The sequence below is a fragment of the Paraburkholderia fungorum genome (assembly GCF_046027215.1).
Lineage (GTDB): Bacteria > Pseudomonadota > Gammaproteobacteria > Burkholderiales > Burkholderiaceae > Paraburkholderia > Paraburkholderia fungorum_D.
This window is the reverse complement of sequence record NZ_JAQQEN010000001.1, coordinates 2,955,822-2,972,756: the sequence shown is the minus strand read 5'-3', so window position 1 is coordinate 2,972,756 and position 16,935 is coordinate 2,955,822. Positions and strand designations below refer to the sequence as shown.

The 16,935-nt window shown below is 60.5% G+C and carries 13 protein-coding genes; 8 read left to right on the top strand and 5 right to left on the bottom strand.

Going from position 1 to position 16,935, the window contains the following annotated elements:
• Positions 1-96 precede the first annotated feature (96 nt).
• The 6 genes from PQR27_RS13155 (at position 97) to PQR27_RS13130 (ending at position 8,025) form a co-directional block, all read left to right on the top strand.
• Positions 97-1,458: a sugar porter family MFS transporter gene (locus PQR27_RS13155; protein ID WP_408524075.1), complete on the top strand. Its 1,362-nt coding sequence runs from the start codon at positions 97-99 to the stop codon at positions 1,456-1,458.
• Between the two features lie 174 nt (positions 1,459-1,632).
• A complete protein-coding gene (locus tag PQR27_RS13150) occupies positions 1,633-2,847 on the top strand; it encodes a porin (protein WP_408524074.1) in 1,215 nt (404 codons plus the stop codon).
• Between the two features lie 325 nt (positions 2,848-3,172).
• Positions 3,173-3,427 (top strand): hypothetical protein, encoded by a 255-nt coding sequence (locus PQR27_RS13145; RefSeq protein ID WP_408524073.1) that lies wholly within the window; start codon positions 3,173-3,175, stop codon positions 3,425-3,427.
• Between the two features lie 283 nt (positions 3,428-3,710).
• Positions 3,711-5,261, top strand: coding sequence for a methyl-accepting chemotaxis protein (locus PQR27_RS13140; RefSeq protein ID WP_408524072.1), 1,551 nt, complete (start codon positions 3,711-3,713; stop codon positions 5,259-5,261).
• Positions 5,258-6,214 carry a substrate-binding domain-containing protein gene (locus tag PQR27_RS13135; protein ID WP_408524071.1) on the top strand — a complete coding sequence of 319 codons (957 nt, stop codon included), beginning with the start codon at positions 5,258-5,260 and terminating at the stop codon, positions 6,212-6,214. Before PQR27_RS13140 ends, PQR27_RS13135 begins: the two co-directional genes overlap by 4 nt.
• Before the next feature lie 140 nt (positions 6,215-6,354).
• Complete coding sequence (locus PQR27_RS13130) at positions 6,355-8,025, top strand: right-handed parallel beta-helix repeat-containing protein (protein ID WP_408524070.1); 1,671 nt, start codon at positions 6,355-6,357, stop codon at positions 8,023-8,025.
• A 69-nt stretch (positions 8,026-8,094) separates the two neighbouring features.
• Here PQR27_RS13130 and PQR27_RS13125 read toward each other — a convergent pair whose 3' ends face one another.
• The 4 genes from PQR27_RS13125 to PQR27_RS13110 all read right to left on the bottom strand — a co-directional run bounded on the left by PQR27_RS13125 (position 8,095) and on the right by PQR27_RS13110 (position 13,404).
• Entirely contained in the window at positions 8,095-9,351 is a 1,257-nt protein-coding gene (locus PQR27_RS13125) for an ABC transporter substrate-binding protein (RefSeq protein ID WP_408524069.1), read from the bottom strand.
• Between the two features lie 60 nt (positions 9,352-9,411).
• Positions 9,412-11,439 carry an alpha-glucosidase gene (locus tag PQR27_RS13120; RefSeq protein ID WP_408524068.1) on the bottom strand — a complete coding sequence of 676 codons (2,028 nt, stop codon included), beginning with the start codon at positions 11,437-11,439 and terminating at the stop codon, positions 9,412-9,414.
• Complete coding sequence (locus PQR27_RS13115; protein ID WP_408524067.1) at positions 11,436-12,518, bottom strand: IolE/MocC family protein; 1,083 nt, start codon at positions 12,516-12,518, stop codon at positions 11,436-11,438. The genes PQR27_RS13120 and PQR27_RS13115 overlap by 4 nt, the downstream gene beginning before the upstream one ends.
• Before the next feature lie 67 nt (positions 12,519-12,585).
• The gene (locus tag PQR27_RS13110) at positions 12,586-13,404 is read right to left on the bottom strand and encodes an AraC family transcriptional regulator (protein WP_408524066.1); all 819 of its coding nucleotides are present in this window, start codon (positions 13,402-13,404) and stop codon (positions 12,586-12,588) included.
• A gap of 300 nt (positions 13,405-13,704) precedes the next feature.
• Between PQR27_RS13110 and PQR27_RS13105 the strand changes: the two genes are divergently transcribed.
• Positions 13,705-14,460, top strand: a complete 756-nt coding sequence (locus tag PQR27_RS13105) for a phytanoyl-CoA dioxygenase family protein (RefSeq protein WP_408524065.1) — start codon at positions 13,705-13,707, stop codon at positions 14,458-14,460.
• A 34-nt stretch (positions 14,461-14,494) separates the two neighbouring features.
• Here the strand turns inward: PQR27_RS13105 and PQR27_RS13100 are convergent, their stop codons facing one another.
• Positions 14,495-14,734, bottom strand: a complete 240-nt coding sequence (locus tag PQR27_RS13100; protein WP_408524064.1) for a hypothetical protein — start codon at positions 14,732-14,734, stop codon at positions 14,495-14,497.
• A 468-nt stretch (positions 14,735-15,202) separates the two neighbouring features.
• Here PQR27_RS13100 and araD point away from each other — a divergent pair, with 468 nt between their 5' ends.
• The gene (araD, locus tag PQR27_RS13095) at positions 15,203-16,933 is read left to right on the top strand and encodes an L-arabinonate dehydratase (protein WP_408524063.1); all 1,731 of its coding nucleotides are present in this window, start codon (positions 15,203-15,205) and stop codon (positions 16,931-16,933) included.
• Positions 16,934-16,935 lie beyond the last annotated feature (2 nt).

Here is a 16,935-nt window from a genome sequence, read left to right as displayed (position 1 = left end):
GCAGGTGCGGACCGCGCCTGGCGCGAGTAGAAAACTGCAGTTGCAGCGCATTTCAGGGGCGACGAGCCCACAAATAACATACGAGCGAGACAACAGATGGATACCGAAACGCTAGCTTATTTCCCGGCGAGGTCGCGCAGTCGCGCGCGAATTGCCTATCTATTCGGCGCCCTTGGCGGCATTCTTTTTGGCTATGACAGCGGGGTGATCGCAGGAGCGTTGCTGTTTATCCGCAAGGACATGACGCTCAATGCGCATCTGCAGGGCATGGTGGTGGGCGGACTGCTGCTCGGCGCGATGATCGGCGCGTTCGGCACAGGGCGGCTTGCGGATCGCCATGGTCCACGCAAGATGCTGATCGGCGCGGGTGTGATGTTCATTGTAACGTCGGTTCTGTCCGCGCTTGCGCCCGATCCGATGACGCTGATCATCGCGCGGGTGCTGATCGGCATTACGATCGGCGTATCGACCGTGCAGGTGCCGCTCTATCTGTCCGAAATTGCGCCGAAGCATATTCGTGGCGGACTTGCGTCGATGAATCAGTTGGCGATCGCGACGGGCATTCTGATTTCGTATGTGCTGTGCTATCTGCTGTCAGCACATGGACAATGGCGCTGGATGCTGGGTCTCGCGGCTGTGCCGTCCATCTTTCTGACAATCGGCATGATCTTTCAGCCGGACTCGCCGCGTTGGCTCGTGCGTCAGGGCCGCGTTAGCGAAGCGCGCCGTGTGCTGGAAATTACGAACACGCCGGAGGATGCCGCCGAATCGTTGCGCGAGATTCAACAGGCTAACGACACCTCGACCACGGTCCGTCTGATCGACGTGCTGAAATCGAAAGCACTCCGTCCGACACTGATCAGTGTGTTTGGATTGGCCATGCTGCAGCAGGCACTGGGTATCAACACAATCGTCTACTACGCGCCCACGATTCTGCGCGCAGCGGGCTTTGGTGAATCGGCGGCGTTGCTGAACAGCGTGGGGCTCGGGGTATTGTCGATCATCATGACGATCTTTGCGGCACGCGTGGTCGATCGTGTCGGCCGCCGGCCGCTTCTGATCGGCGGTGCGCTCGTAATGGCGCTGAGCATGGCTACGCTGGGTTGCGTATTCCATTTCGGCGGGCCGGCTACTGCAAGTGGCAGCGTTATCGCTGTAGCTGCGCTGGCCGTTTTCAAAGGCGCTTTCTCATTCAGCTGGGGCCCGCTTGTCTGGGTGATGATGCCGGAACTACTGCCGATGCGGATTCGCGCACGCACGATGTCTGCCGCCGCGCTTGCCATGTTCCTGGTGAATTTTATCGTCGCATCGACCTTTCCCGCCTTGCTCGAGATGGGCGCTTCGTCCGCGTTTGCCGTATTTTCGGGTTTCTGCCTGGTAGCATTCATGTTCGCGCTCTATCGTCTCAGGGAAACAGCAGGACTGAGTCTCGAACAGATCGAAAAAGAGGCGTGCTGATGGCTATCACACTCGTTCGGCATTCCGGATGCAATAGCGATACCTGAACCCTGACGTTTTTTTACGGCGATGTTTGGTAGCGCTACCTTAACAGTCGTCGTGCAAGAGTGAATTTCAAATGAGGTGCCGGCCGCAAAGCCGGCCCGACCAAAAAATAGCGATGGAGATTTTTTTGTGAACGCAAAGATTAGACTGTTTGCGGGTGTATCGGCACTGTGTGTCAGCGCTGTGCCGGGCATCACACATGCACAAAGCAGTGTCACGCTCTACGGCGTGATCGACAATGGTGTCGCCTACTCGAACAGCCAGACCTCACTGGGCTCGACGAGCGGAGGCGCGCACAACGTACAGCTCTCGCCGGGCCTGTGGGAAGGCAGCAAATTCGGCATGCGCGGAAGCGAGGACCTGGGTGGCGGCCTGTCCGCTATCTTCAACCTGATGTCGCGTTTCAATTCTGGAAATGGCAATGCGCAGTTTGCGGGTGCGATGTTCGCTCAACAGGCATGGGTGGGGTTGAAGGACCAGACCTACGGTAGCTTGACGCTGGGCCGCCAATATATGTCCTACTACTGGATGATCGCGCCGTATTCGCCGACCAACCGACTGACGGGCTTCTCCGGCGCCCACCCTGGAGACCTCGACAATTTCGATACGGACTACAAGACGAACAACACCGCCTTGTATACGACGCCGGACATCCACGGATTCACGGCCAGCGCTTCGTACGCGCTCGGTGGCACGCCAGGAAGCCTCAATACGGGTTCAAGCTGGAGTGCCGGTGCGAAATATCAAATGGGTCCGTTCGGAATCGGCGCCGGGTTTGAACGCTTCAACAGTTCAACGCTGGGCGGGGGAGCATGGGGCGCGAATTCCACCGCCACAAACAATGGCCAACAGGGGGTCTCGGCCGTCACAAATGGATACCAGACAGCCGCGGCGCAAAACCGCTTCGCTGTGACGGGGGGGTATGCCTTTACGCCTAACCTCGATCTTTCAGTGTCCTATTCAAACGTTCAGTACATTCCGGGAACTGGATCGGCATTCAAGTCGCAAGCAGTATGGAATACGTTTGGCGCAGTGGTGCACTACCGCGTGGGAGCGGAATGGGACTTCGCCGGTGGCTACAGCTACACGCGTGCAAGCAAGGCAAATGGAATCACGAGCGGCGCGCAGTATCAGCAAGGCTCGCTGGCGGAATACTATAGCCTCTCCAAGCGGACGGGTCTCTACATGGTGCAGGCCTATCAGAGAGCGAATGGACAAACTCTGGGTTCGAACGGCGTTGCCATCATTTCCGCGACGCCCTCCATTGGTGACGGATTCAATTCATCGCCGTCGTCGTCGCGCAGCATGGTGACGGTAGCGGGGGGCATCATTCACCGTTTCTGATTGCGACTGGTCAGCATAGCCGCCGCTGTGAACGCCCTGTTTGCTCCGGTACGCTGCGTACCCGTTTCACGGCGGCTTGTTGCAAGCTCGTTCGTTGCCAGGTTTGCAGGCGCAATCCTGGCTCGGCATCAGGCTAAGCTGACACTCTGCATTGCATAACACTGAACTGAACTGAAGTGCGCATTGGCACTTGCGTTGAGTGAAAGGCATGAGCGCATGAGCATGCGTTGCTCACTTTGACCTAATTCTCCGCGCTTACTATAGCTTTCATGGGCCACGGAGCCTCCGACCCAGATCGAAGCTAAATGTCCGCAGGAGAGTCATCATGAACACACTTTTTCGCTCCACACTACTCGCCGCCGTGTTTGTCTTGCCGACGGTGGCGTTTGCCGAACCGGTCGTGAATGTCACTGAGACGCAAGTTGAGACGATCGCGTATGAGGTTGTCGGTCCGGATTCCGCGCAGGTCCATACCAACCCGGCCCGCAATCATGTTGGCACGTACGCGGGCACGCTTTCCGCCACCGATCTGAATCCCGCAGCTAACGTGGGCTTGAAGTCGATTTACGTCGGTCACTAACGCGAGTCATTGCGAAGTGCGCTCCCAGGAGCGCACTTCGATTCTGTGTGATCGACGCGCGATCTTTAGTCGTCTGATCCAGGCATTTTCCTTCTTCGTTGCACCCAGGGAAACCCGTAGGCTTTTTCGTTTGACTTCATGGGAGCGCTAACAGAAACTTGCGTTAGCGCTAACTGATTGCCCGGTTACCCCGGGCAGGTTGGTTCCCACCCATTTCGAAACAGGTCAACGTGAAGAAGCGTCCCGAAGATCCCCGCAGCCCACTAACAGGGCGCGCGATTCCATGAAATTCCTCTCCCACGTTTCTGTCGGCCGCAAACTGCAGATCGTTTTGGCCGTTGCTCTGGGAAGTCTGCTGCTCGTCGGTCTATTTGCTGCGGGTCAAATCGCGCGTATTGCCTCCAACACAGAAGCGATAAGCGGGCGGTGGATGCCCGCGGCCCTCGACGCACAGCGAATTGCCGACCTCGCAGCAACGGTGCGCAACAAGGAGTTTGCTTATATCCTCGTGCGCTACGATCAACGCGATCAGATCCTGCCGGTATTGCAAAAGAGCATCGCCGATCTGTCCTCGCAATTGACGGCGTTCGGCACACGGCAATTCGCCGGCAACGAGCGCAGGATGTACGAGGACGTCATGGCCGAATGGCGCCACTATCTGGCGCTTGATGCTGCGATTCAGGACGAAGTTGACAATGCCTCGCCGAATGCGGCGCGCGCAATCATCATGCAGGACAGCGCGAAGAGCTTCGAGCGCCTGTCGGCAGCGCTGAGCGATTTGTCGAAAGCAAGCCAGACCGCTGCCACGAGCGCGGGAGACGATGCGACGAAGGCGGCCAACCGCTCAATGGTCATGATTGTCTCTGCCGCTGTGCTCGCGGGGGTAATCGCAGCGACGCTGATGACGATCGTGTCGCGTGCGATCACGGCGCCGCTCGATGAAGCCATGAATTTCGCTCAGGCCGTTGCGCGCGGCGACCTGACGTTGCACATAGACGTCCGCGGCAACGATGAAGTGGCACAGCTGATCAGATCACTAACCGAAATGTCTGGACACCTGAGCAAGCTGATATCGGAGGTGCGCGAAGGGGTGGAGTCGGTCAATGTCGCATCCGGAGAGATAGCGGCCGGCAACGTCGATCTAAGCACGCGGACAGAAACGGTCGCGTTCAGCGTGCAGCAGACCGCTGCTTACATGAACCAGCTCGGCAAGGCTGCGGCGCAGTCGGTCGCCACAGCGTCGCAAGTCAATGAACTTTCGCAACAGGCTTTTGTGGCGGCAGAACGGGGCGGCGAGGTGGTCTCGCATGTTGTCACCAGCATGGAGGGGATTACGGCATCGTCGAACAAGATCCGGGACATCATTGGGGTTATCGACGGCATTGCGTTTCAGACCAACATCCTCGCGCTGAACGCGGCAGTCGAAGCGGCGCGCGCAGGCGAACAGGGCCGGGGTTTCGCGGTGGTCGCGAGCGAAGTCCGCGGACTCGCGCAGCGCGTAGCGGCGGCCGCCAAAGAGATCAAGGACCTGATCGAATTCTCCGTCAAGAGTGTCGATGCAGGCGGGCGCTTCGTCGACGAGGCGAGGACATCGATGACGGAAATCATCGGCGCGATTCGCCATGTCAGTACCCTGATCGCCGAAATCACGTCGTCGTCGCAGGTCCAGCAACGGGACATGGAGCAGGTCCTCGAGGCTGTCGAGCACATCGACCAGACTACGCAGCAAAACGCAGCGCTCGTGGAAGAATCGGCCTCGGCCGCCTCGTCGTTGCGTGACCAGGCGGACAAACTCGCCGCACTCGTGGCCATTTTCAGTGTGCGGACGGCATGAAGCGCTTCCACCTTGTACTTGTCGTCACCGCCGTTCTGCTGGTTTGGAACGCGTGGGTTCCGCGCGCATTCGCGCAAACGACCGATGCCGCGAAGCCCAGATTGGGCGTGGTGATGGCCAGATTTGACGACAACTTCCAGACGCTGCTGCGTGAGGCCGTCTCGAAAGAGGCACGCAAGCGGGGATGGAAGCCAGTGTTCGGCGACGGGCAATCGGATCAGGCGCACCAGAATCAACTGGTTGCCTCGATGATCGCGAATGACCACGTAGCCGCGCTTGTCGTTGTACCGGTGACCGGGGCCGGGACATCGGAAATGACAGAAAAGGCGCGCGTTGGGGGCGTGCCGCTTGTCTATCTGAATCGCAAGCCGACGACAGAAGCCATCGACAAGGGGCTGGGTTACGTGGGCTCGAAAGATATCGTTGCCGGGCGTCTGCAAGGCGAATACGTGACGCAGCAGTTGGGCGGTAAAGGCAACGTGGCAATCCTGATTGGGCGCGTTGCGACGTCCGCGGCAGTGGAGCGCACACAAGGACTCAAGGACGTGTTGTCGCGTCAGCCGGGGATGCATATCGTCGCAGAGGACGTAGGCGATTGGTCAAGGGCGCGGGCGCTCGACATCACCAAGGCATGGCTCGCAGAAGGCAAGACGATCGATGCACTGGTTGCCAATAACGACGAAATGGCAATCGGGGCGATCATCGCGCTGCGCAAGGCAGGCCGAAATCCAGCCAGCATTTTCATCATGGGCGTGGACGCCACGCCTGACGGACTCGCGCAAATGGACAAAGGCGCCATGAAAGCGACGGTCTATCAGGACGCGGCGGAACAAGGGCAGTCAGCGGTGGATTTAGCGATCCGTATGAAAGCGGGCGAGACGTTGTCGGACACGATCGACGTTCCGTTCAAATTGATTACGCCGCAGAACTACAAGCTGCTCCTGGCCTACTGAATGTGAAACGAAGTGTTCGTCGCGTCGCACCGGTCGTGTTCGGCGGGTGAGAAGTGACGCTATAGCCAGCCGGGTTGGGCAGCTAATTGTGGAGTAGTTGATCAACGCACTGTGTAAGCAATCGCCTATAGGAGGTATTCATGCGTCTTAAGTCCATATCAAACACAATTGCCACGGTGGCAGTCTGCAACCTCGCAGCATGGTGTGGTTCGAGCTATGCGGCGACGTACTACGTGAGTTCAATCGGTAACGATGCGAACAACGGGACGTCAGCCAATACACCATGGCTGACACTGGCGCAGGTCAATCGCGGCGCTTTCAACCCGGGAGATCAGATCCTCTTTCGTTGTGGCGATACGTTTTCCGGTCAACTACTCGTATCCCGATCGGGTAGTCCGGGAAATCCCATCACCTTCTCGTCCTACAATCCCGGCCCGGGGGCTTGCACCCTTCCTGTTCTCGCAGGCGCGACCGGGCAAGCGAAAATGCTCCAGTCGGCCGTCCTTGTTCAGGACCAGGACAACCTGGTATTCACGAACCTTCACATCAGCAACAACAACACGGGTATCGCCGGGGCGGGCACGACGAATATATTCGGAATTCGGGTTGCGAATACTGGATTGCGAAATCTTTCCTACTACCGGTTCCAGAATCTGCTTGTCGACCAGGTGACGAACTATGCGTGGAATACCACTCTTGATGCCATTTATACGGCGGGCATCGGTGTAGTTGACACTTCGTCGCAATACCAGATCAGCGATATTGTCGTCAGTGGCAGTACCTTCACGAACAACGGCAGATACGGCGCGGTCTTCGGGGACATCTCAGCGGTCCCCAACTACAATATTAGTACTCCGGTCCTCGGGATTCAGAACGCCAGTTTTATCAATAACACCTGCACGAACAATGGCGGAAGCTGCTTGATGGGACAGCGGGTAAACAATCTTCTTATTCAAGGGAACAGCATTACGAATTCCGGAGCGGCGACACCTGTCAATACGACAGCCGCTGTCAACATGTTTAATCGCGGTAGCGGCGCATGGTTCGTTGGCAGTCAGCACGTAGCGGTTGAAAGTAATTTTGTGTCGGGATCTTATGGGGCGCTGGGCGACTCCTCGAATATTCACGTCGATGCAGCGAATAGCGATGTGGTCATTGAATACAACACCTATTACGGCGATTCAGGTGCCGGCTTCGAGGTGCTGGGTGGGAATCATCATGTGATTTACCGGTTCAACTACAGCGCAAACGACGGGCAGCGGAGCGCTGGGTCGGGCGTCATCTATTCGAGCACCTATGTTCCGGCGACGATGGGTACTATTGGCAACGCCAACAGCGACGACGTGTGGATCTATAACAACGCGTTCGTCGCGAACAGCACAGCCAGTCAGGCGATCTCGATTGCGGCGACCAATATGAGGATCTACAACAATATCTTCGCTTCCTTCGGCGCCCCACAGATTTCGCTTACAAGCGGCAGTTTGCCCGCCTCGTGGTCGAACAACGTCTTCTACGGCGCGGCCGCCTCTGCCTATCAGAACGACCACTACGCAATCCTTCAGGATCCGAAATTCGTCAACGAATCCGCTTCCGCATTCACGGCTACGCCGTCCTATGTGAACAACTTCAAGTTGCTCTCGGGTAGTCCGGCATTGTCATCCGCTTACATGGGATTCGCTCAACCGGTATTCCAGGCCGCGGGAACAGGCATCTTTGCCAATATCGCGCCGACTGCGACCAACGGTTTCTTCGGTCAACCCATTCAACTTTCTACATGGAACGTTGGCCCGTATCAGTGGACCGGCGAGTAACGGCACCGAACGACGCCGAACGGCGCCGCAGCGGGTGCGATGATCTTCATCGACCCGCGCGGGCCAGTTTTATCTCATCACACGCCGAAGTCGCGCGGCCATTGCGTCGATCCCATCGGGCACCGTCACGGCGCGTCCGAGCATCGCGGAGGTTGCCGTGCGCACCGTATCGGAAATCTCCCCATAGCGGTCCGATACGGGGCGTGCTCGCGCCGATTCGAGGACGGGCTTTGCAGACGTGAACCAGGGCGCCGACTGCAGCACGGCCTCGTCCTGAAAGACGCCCGGGTTAGCGGGCATCATCGCCGCCTTGACGGCAAGAAACTTCGAGACCTCGGGCGTCGCCATCCACCGCACCAGCGCCACTGCCTCCTTCTTATGCGTCGAGTACGCGGACACGGCCCATTGCCAGCCGCCAGCGCACGTATCGGTGCTGCCCCCAGCCATCGCGGGAATCGGCATGATGCCGACCTTGTCCTTCACTGCGGAATCGGGCTCCTGGAAGTGGCTCCACACCATGCCCCAGCTGACGGCGAATAGCGCCTTGCCGCTTCTGAAATCGGTTGTGGTGTCCTGGGTCTTCACCTCCGCGACGTTCTTCTTGACGACACCCTGGTCAACCAGATTGAGCCACATGTTCATGCCTTTCTCGGCGGCCGGCTTGTCGAGTGTGAGGCGGCCGCTCGCGTCGATCAAATCCTTGCCCTGGCTCCAGTACGGCGTGAGGAACGTACACACGGCGCCTTCGATCGGCGCACCCTGGATCGACAGTCCCTGTAGCGAAGCGTCGCGCTCACCCGCGAGCACGGTCTTCGCCTCCGACGCAAGCTGATCCCAGGTCTTCGGTTCGGGCAGGTGATACTTGGCGAGCAGGTCTTTGCGGTAGTACATGAACTGCGCATCCGCATAGGCTGGGAGCGACGTAATTTTCCCATCGACGACGCTCGCTTTCGCGTAGGCCGGCATATAGGATTTCATGATGGTCGTCGCATCGCTGCCCAGATACTTGTCCAGCGGTTCGATCCATTGCGCGTGCATATACTGCGCGGGATTCACGATATCAATCATCATCACATCGAGGCTGGAGTCGCGCGCGGACAGCACCGTGGAGAGGTATGCCCGCTGAAGCTCCGAGGTACTGCCGCCGGACTCGATCACGACCTTCACACCGGGCGTCTTCTGCTCGAACTGATCGAACATCTTGCGCATCAGGTCCGGGCGGTTGGCGCCGCCTACGTAGACGTGAAGCGTGGTATCGGCCATCGCGCCCTGCGCGAAAAGTGCCGCGACAGCGACGCATAGCGCCTTGCAATGTCTCGTTTTCACCTTGTCTCCTTTTCGTCTGTTCGTGTTTTTCGTCTCTTCGTCTCTTCGTCTCTTCGTCTTCTATCGATCGATGCTCGCCGGCAGCGACAGCAGATACTCTTCCCAGCGGCTTCCCTGCAACACAAAAACCGGCGGCTCGCCGAGTTCGGCACGGACTTCGACGCGCTCGCCGCCTGCAAACACTGCTCCCGACCACAAATGGATCCAGTGGGCGCCGGCGGGCAGATACGGATGCCAGGTACGGACATCGACGGTATGCACGGGCGCCACCAGCAGCGATTCGCCATACAGGTACTGGTCCTGGATGTCGTAAGTGTTGCGGTCGTCCGCATGGTGTAGAAACAAGGGGCGCTGCAGCGGCAAGCCGCGTTGTGCCGCTGCTTCGACCAGCTCGCGCACATACGGCGACAGGGCAACGTGCAGGCGCGTCATGCGCGCGAGATGCTGCAGCACGTCGACATCCTGATAGAACTGGAAGTTCTGCTCGGGCCGGTTGCCTTCGTGGGTGCGCATCATCGGGGTGAACGCGGCCATTTCGGCCCAGCGCTGAAATACCTCGGCCGTGCGCGTGTTGCCGAAGAGACTCGTATAGCCGCCAATATCGCTGTGATGATACGCGTTGCCGAGAAGCCCGGCGGAGAGTGCGGCGCAGATCACCGTTTGCAAACCGTCGTGACGGCTGAAATCGACCGACTGGTCGCCTGCCCACAGCATGGGGCAGTGCGACTGCACGCCGGTATAGCCCGAGCGCATGAAGAAGACGACCTCTCCGGTTTTACCCGCTGACGCGACCGCCTGCGCATTCGCCTCGGCCCACTGCGAAGGGAACGCATTGTGTGCCAGCATCGGATCCGCGCCGCTCGCGAGTTGCGCATCGACCGGCAGATACTCGCCGAAATCGGCCATCCAGCCGTCGTGGCCCTGATCCAGCATTTCGCGCACCAGAATCCGTTCGCTGAACCAGCGCGCGGCGGCGGGATTCGTGAAGTCCACGGTCGCGCACATGAACTCGCCGAAGTCGACGAGTTGCGTGGCGCCGCTCCTGTCGCGCACGAGATAGCCGAGTTCGCGGGCTTCCCTGAACAGCTTTCCGTCCTCACAGAGGTAAGGGTTCGCGTAGCCCATGAAACGGATGCCCGCGCCGTGCAACGCCTGCACCCAGCGCGCGTGATCCGGATAGCGCTCTTCGTTCCAATGCCAGTCCCAGAAGAGCCGCGTGCCGAACGATGTCATGCGCACCCCGGCCCAGTCCTCGCACCACAATGCGCTCACCTGCACGCCGTGTTCGAGCGCGAGCGCAAGCACGTGATCGGCATGACGGCGGCCGTTTTTCAGACCAAGCACCGCGCCCTGATGCAGCCATTCCGGCAGACGCGGCTGGCGGCCAAAGCGCGTCGACAAGTGCTCGACCAGCGTCGGGAAGTCATCCGCCAGCGTGAACTCCAGTTGTTCGGGTACGGCCCAGAAATGCAACTCGTGATACTCCGCGCGACGAAAATCGAAGTCGGCATAAGCGGTGGTCTGCGCATGCAACGCGTAGCGGAGCGAGGACACGAAAGTGGGTTGCGGATAGTAGGTCTTGTAGTAGTCGCCCCCGCCGCCGCCCGCGATTTCGGCCTGCCAGGTGATGTGGGTCGACTTGTCCCGTCCGACGCCCGGCTCCGAGGTCCAGAGCGGAAAATGCCGTCCGCGCAGATTGAAGTAGGAGAACTGCTCACCGCAGCCCCACACGTATTCATCGGCCTCTGCGGGTACGCGCCACCAGAGACGGTTGATACGCGCATCGTGCGACTGAAGGCGCAGGTGCACGCCTGTCTCGACGCGTAATATCTCGACGCTCAGAACGACCGGACCGTCCGCGGTCACCGAGAAATCGATGCACTCGCAACCATTGCGCCGCTGCAGCCGCGCGGCGCGCAGGGCGATCTTCTCCTCGAGATCGTCGCGCAGGTCGGCGTGACCCTTGCGCGTCTTCACGATTCCGGTACCCATGCCGATAAAGCAGCAAGGGCGGGTCTCCTGATGACTGAGCAATACCCGGCCTCCTGCCTTGAGGGTCAGGATCCCGTGTTCGAACTCCAGTGTCATTGCTGCGCTCCCGTCGTGGCGGGCTGGCCGGCGAGGCCTGGCCCATTGGGCAAGTTATGGCGCGTGTCTGGCATGACGCCACGCGCCTCGTTGTTGGAACAGGCGGTCCAGGTCTCGCGTAGCCAGCGCGCACAGGCCACGCTGTCGTCAAACAGCGAATAGCGTGAACCCGCGCCGTAGTCGTGAAACGGCAGGATTTCCGTGCTGATGTGGCCGAGCCGGCTCGACGGCGCGCGTGCGTGATGGGCAAGCAGCGTGCGCATCACATGCTTCCATGGTTCGAGTGCCGCTTCGTCCCAGGCGCTGTGCCAGGCGTCGGCGGGCGGGCGGCGAAACGGATACTGGATGCCGCGCCCTGGCCGGCCGTCGGGGCCGCTGCTCCACACGTTGACGGGATTGTTCGGCACGGCGGGGCGCGCATGCGCATGCCCGACGAGATTGCCGCTGATCCAGCGGTGGATCACGCTGTGTTTGTCAAAGGGATCGAGCCGCACGCGGCCCGCCTGCACGTCGGCGAGCATGCCTTGCACCTGTTGCTCGCCGGTATTGCCGATCTTGAAGATGACGTGCGACGCATCGAGCGTCATGTTGAACGGCACACCTTCGCGTTCCACGAGACGAGCCACTTCCTCAACGCGCCCGAAGTGCTCGGACCACATATCAACATGCACCTCGAAGCACGGCGTCACGCCCACTTTCGCACCCACTTCCGCGGCGTGCAGGTAGGCGGCCGCGACGCGGGCATTCGACACCGGCACGCCATTCGCATCGAGATGCCGCAACTGGATGTTCTGCACCTTCGCGCCGAGTTCGCCGCCGATGCGTAAATGCCAATCCAGCAGAGGCTCGTCGCGTTCGAGCGTATAGAAGAATCCGCCTGCCCGGATCGGCAGCTTGTAGCGCTCGCTCATCCGCAGATGAAGGTCGAGCTCATGCGGCGGCGGCGAGCGTTCGTAGTAGTCGAACACGCCTGCCTCGCTGACCATGCGAAAGCGGGTCTCGAGATCGAACGTATCGGCGTCGGTGTGCACCACGCTGTTGCCTGTGATGCCGATGAGAAGAGTGGCGGCGTTTGTCATGCATGCATGATCGCCGCTCGGCCGATCACGCGCTGCACGGATCGTGCTGAGGTGTCCTCACTTGCCGCTATGCCGCGTTATCGCCCAGCAGTTCGCGCGGCGTCACGCCGGTGGCGTCATAGAGTACGCGGGCAAATTGCGCATAGCTGCCGAAGCCCGCGTCGAACGCGGCTTGCGTCAGATTGCGGCAGCCGCCGAGTTGCAACTGTTCCTGAAAGCGCCGCAACCGGACATGGTTGCGATGGGCGGAGACGGAGCGCTCGACCTGTTCGGCGAACAGGTGGCTCAGGCGGCTCGGGCTCAGGTGAACCACTTGCGCGAGTTTGGGCAGTGGGGTCGACGGATCCGCATCGAGCAAGGCAAGTGCCTTGATGATGGCGGGATGCATCGGACGGCCGGCGCGGCCATTGTGCGCCTCCGTGATGCGGGCCGCGGCGTCGAACCACCAGGCGAGCCCATTGGCATGATGAGCCGGATCGTCTTCGCACTCGGTCAGCGATCGCAGCACTGAGGTCAGGTGGGTGCGCTCGCTTTCGCGCAGCCGATGCGGACGGGCAAACTGCTCGCGCTCGTGCGCGGAAGCCGGCACGCGTTGCGTGCGCGACGTGAGAAACCCGGGTCGGCCGAGGATCACCCACAGTGACATGTCGTCGCTCGCATCGATCAGCATGTGCGGCTGCTCGGGAAAGAGCCACAGCAAATCACCGCGCGTCAGGTTCTGGATGCGGTCGTCCACCAGATAACGGCAGGTGCCCGACTCGACCAGATTCGCCTCGATCTCGACGTGGCTGTGCGGACTGGTGCGGCGTTTGTAGCGCGGCTGGGCCGCGGGGCTCAACCAGCACATTCCGGATAGCGTGGCAGGGATGATGTCGATCTGAGCCATTTACCGAGTCCTCATTTTGTCCTAACAACAGCCAGATATGCTGTGCAGGGTTCATGGCGTGCGGGCCGATCTTGCGGCCCAACGCGGCGCCTGCGTGCGAGCCGCCATTGTTTGGGGGCGCCAGGTTTTCTGTCAAGAAGGGGAGTACGCGGATAGCGGCGCGACGAAACTCCGCCAGTCTCATGGCGATACGGGTACACCCTGAACTAGCACGAAATGCAGAAACGTCGGTTTGATCGGCAGAGATCGCGGCGAACGTTGAGCCTAATCTGAAGGCTCTTTGACGACAGGAGCGAGAAGATGCTCAGCCAGGATCAGATCGACAGTTTCAGGAAGAAGGGCTATTGCGTAATCGAAAATGCGATGTCGCAGCAGGAACTGGAGGGAGCTCGCGAGGCAGCCGACGCCCTCGTGGAAGCGGCAGTGAAGGGTCGGCCGTATCCGCCGTCCTTCCTGCGGGAAGGACAGGCGTACAGCGCCATCAGCAAGGGAAACCGGCACTTCTTTTCGAATCGCTGCGAGATCTTTCCCGCGCTCGAGCGCTTTATCAAAGGACAGATGATGGCGGAACTCGCCTCCGATCTGCTGGGGCCGAAGGTGTACCTGTTCAATGAACAGATCGTGGTGAAAGCGCCGCAGCATGGCGACAGTTTCGCCTGGCACCAGGATTCAGGCTATGTGCCGTTTGCGCATCAGCCGTACCTCACGGTGTGGTGCGCACTCGATCAGTCGATACGGGACAATGGCACGCTGTTCGTGATTCCGCGTGACATCTCTCAGGATCTCGCGGTGTCGAAACACGAGTGGGACTCGAACGGCGCCAATCTGGTGGGCTTTCGCGGCGACGAAGAAGGCGAGGTGATCGAAGTGCCGGCCGGCGCGGCGGTGGCGTTTTCCAGCCTCATGATGCACCGCACGGGCGCGAACCGCACTGCGCATCCGCGCCGCGCGCTGGTTTGCCAGTACACCGCCGAGCCATTGCTGCGTCCCGAAACAGGCCGGCCACATAACCGGGCCGTGCCGATGCCGTGCGCGGCCGGAACCGTGGATGCCTGAAGCACAGTGATCGCGTGAACGGAGGCACCGCCGCTTATGAACCGTAATCCGCCGCCGATGCCGGATTGGTTGGACGTGGCAGTCGGGCGAGTCGCCGGCGCTCGGCCTTGCGTGCCTCCCGGTCTGCGTCTTCGCTGTTGGCAGTCCGCACGGCTGAGGCGCCGTTCGGCGCAGCCGGCAAGCTTGTGGTGTTGTCGGCAAATGCGGCGGAGGCGGCGAGACCGAGCGCTGCCAATAGCACGCAAGAGGGAATGAGACGTTGTCTCGTAGTCATTTTGTGGGACTCCTTCTGGTAAAAGCCGATTTGAGCGGAGCGGCTCTTCGGACTTGTGTCGATTTATTAATCAGGTTAGCAATTTTCGTTATGCAAAGGCAAGGACGGGCTGTATGGGCGGGTGTAAAAGACTATTTCGATTCTTGAGCCTAATCAGATAGTTAGATTTGCCTGCATTAGCTGATGTGAATGATAAGACTTTAAATATTTTTTAGAGCGGAAGGTTATTGCGGCAAATCTTCCCGGTAATCGGATGCGAATGATCGGCAACACAATCCAAGTGACGGAGGGCGCGGCGCGCGCAAACCTCCTGGGAGACGGCTGTATGAAGGCATGGGTGGGTATCGATCTGAGTGGCACGTCGGTCAGCGTCGCGCCGTTGTCGGAGCTAGGGGACGTGCGGCCTGAATCAGCGCGTGCCGCGTGCCGGGCTCGTCATCCCTTTTTGATTTGCACACGGTGAGCCGCTTGGACAAGAAACTCGTACGACTCGAATCGTTGCGCAGTCAACGCTGGTTTGCTCCGGACGACATGCGTTCCTTCGCGCACCGGCAGCGTCTTCAGCAAATGGGGTTGCGGCGCGAGGAATTCATGGCGCGGCCGGTCATCGCCATCGTCAATACGTGGAGCGATCTGTCGCCGTGTCATAGCCATCTGCGCGAAACGGCAGAAGCCGTGAAGCGCGGGATCCTGCAGGCCGGCGGCTTGCCGTTCGAGTTACCGGCGATGTCGCTCGGCGAAGTCATGGTGAAGCCGACCACCATGCTGTATCGCAACTTTCTCGCGATGGAAGTCGAAGAACTGCTGCGCTCGCTTCCGGTCGACGGCGCGGTGCTGCTCGGCGGATGCGACAAGACCACGCCGGGCCTGCTGATGGGCGCATTGAGCGCAGACCTCCCGTGCATTTTCGTGCCTGCGGGACCGATGCTCAACGACCGCTACCGTGGCGTGCCGGTCGGCGCCGGAACACACACGAAGCTGTTCTGGGACGAATATCAGGCCGGCAATCTGCCGCAGACCGAATGGGTGGCGCTCGAAGCACGGATGACGCGTACGCCCGGCACGTGCAACACCATGGGTACGGCCAGCACAATGACTTCGATTGCGGAGGCGATGGGATTCGTTTTGCCGGGGGCGAGCAGCATTCCGGCGATGGATTCCGCGCATACCCGCATGGCGTCGGCAAGCGGGGCGCGCATCGTCGAGATGGTCTGGGAGGATCTGCGGCCGTCTACCTTCTTCGACGCGCATGCGGTTGAAAACGGCATTGTCGCGTACATGGCGCTGGGTGGCTCGACCAACGCGGCGATCCATCTGATCGCCATCGCTGGAAGGGGAGGCATCCCGCTTACGCTCGACGACCTCGCGCGCAAAGGCGAGGGCATTCCCGTGCTGGCCAACCTGTTTCCATCAGGCGACCGTCTGATGGAAGACCTCTATTACGCCGGCGGCCTGCCTGCTCTGTTGCTGCAGGTTCGCGACCTGTTGAATCTGGATTGCCGGACGGTCAACGGCCTGACGCTCGGCGAGAACCTGCAACACGCGCGTTGCATGGACGCGGAGACGGTGCGTCCGCGCGACAACCCGGTTACGTCCGCCGGCGCACTGGCGGTGCTGCACGGCAACCTCGCGCCGTCTGGCGCCGTCATCAAGCCCAGCGCCGCGAGCGAGAAGTTCCTCAAGCACGCGGGGCCGGCGCTGGTGTTCGATTCGATGGCGGAGATGAACGCGCGCATTCATGACGAGGCGCTCGATGTCACCGAAAACACCGTGCTGGTGCTGCGCAACGGCGGCCCGCTCGGTGCGCCCGGCATGCCGGAGTGGGGCAATCTGCCGATCCCGCGCAAGCTGCTGGCCGCGGGCGTGCGCGACATGGTCCGGCTTTCGGATGCGCGCATGAGCGGCACGCACTACGGAACCTGTGTCCTGCACATCGCGCCCGAGGCGGCGGCGGGCGGCCCGCTCGCGCTCATCAGAACCGGCGACATCGTGGAACTCGATGTGGCGGCGGGGCGCCTCGACATGCGCGTCAGCGAGGCCGAACTGGCACGGCGCCGCGCGGTATGGCAGCCCGCCGCACAGAGGGTCAGACGCGGCTATACGCGGATCTTTCTGGAGCATGTCACGCAGGCGCATGAAGGCTGCGACTTCGACTTTCTGATGGGGCGCGAAGCCCCGGTCGAACCAACCATTTTTTAAGG